This window comes from Sandarakinorhabdus sp. (assembly GCF_032115815.1).
GTDB lineage: Bacteria > Pseudomonadota > Alphaproteobacteria > Sphingomonadales > Sphingomonadaceae > Sandarakinorhabdus.
The window spans coordinates 1-855 of sequence record NZ_JAUMBI010000242.1 but is presented as its reverse complement, the minus strand read 5'-3'; the positions used below and the strand labels follow the sequence as shown (position 1 = coordinate 855).

Below are 855 nucleotides of genomic sequence, written 5' to 3'. Positions count from 1 at the left end.
TCGATCAAGCCAGTCAAGACCGCCGTTTTCCCTGTGGGCGGCCAGGGCACGCGGTTCCTGCCGGCCACCAAGGCCATGCCCAAGGAAATGCTGCCGGTCGTGGACAAGCCGCTGCTGCAATATGCGGCGGACGAAGCGCTGGCCGCCGGTATCGAGCGGTTGGTGTTCGTCACCGCGCGCGGCAAGGGCGCGCTGGAGGATTATTTCGATATCGCCCAGGAACTGGTGGACAGCCTGAAGGCCAAGGGCAAGACGGCGGAACTCGCGGTGCTGGAAGCCACCCAGATCGAGCCAGGTCGCATGATCTTCGTGCGCCAGCAGGAACCGGCCGGCCTTGGCCATGCCGTGTGGTGCGCCCGCCATGTCGTGGGGCGTGAGGCCTTTGCCGTGCTGCTGCCCGATGAACTGCTGTGGAACCCGGCCAACCCGGCGCTGAAGGAAATGCACGAGGCGTATCTGCAGCTGGGCGGCAACATCATTTCCGTGCTGGAAGTGCCGGAAGAACACACCCATCGTTATGGCATCGTCTCGCCCGGCGCCGTCGATGGCCTAATCACCGAGGTGAAGGGCCTGGTGGAGAAACCGAAGCAGGGCACCGCCCCGTCACGACTTGCTGCCATCGGCCGCTATATCCTGCAGCCTGAGGTGATCGACGTGCTGGCGGCCGGAAAGCGCGGGGCCGGCAACGAAATCCAGCTCACCGATGCGATGGCCGAAATGATCGGCATACAGCCGTTCCATGCCCTCACCTTTACCGGCACCCGCTTTGATTGCGGCGACAAGGCCGGGCATGTGACGGCCAACATCGCGCTGGCGCTGGAACGGGACGATGTTGGCCCGGCCGTACGCGAATGG

General features: G+C 64.7%; 1 protein-coding gene. It reads left to right on the top strand.

Annotated elements, in window-relative coordinates:
• Positions 1 to 3: 3 nt before the first annotated feature.
• Positions 4 to 855: UTP--glucose-1-phosphate uridylyltransferase (locus tag RT662_RS13750; protein WP_313671261.1), on the top strand; the 852-nt coding region annotated here is incomplete at its 3' end.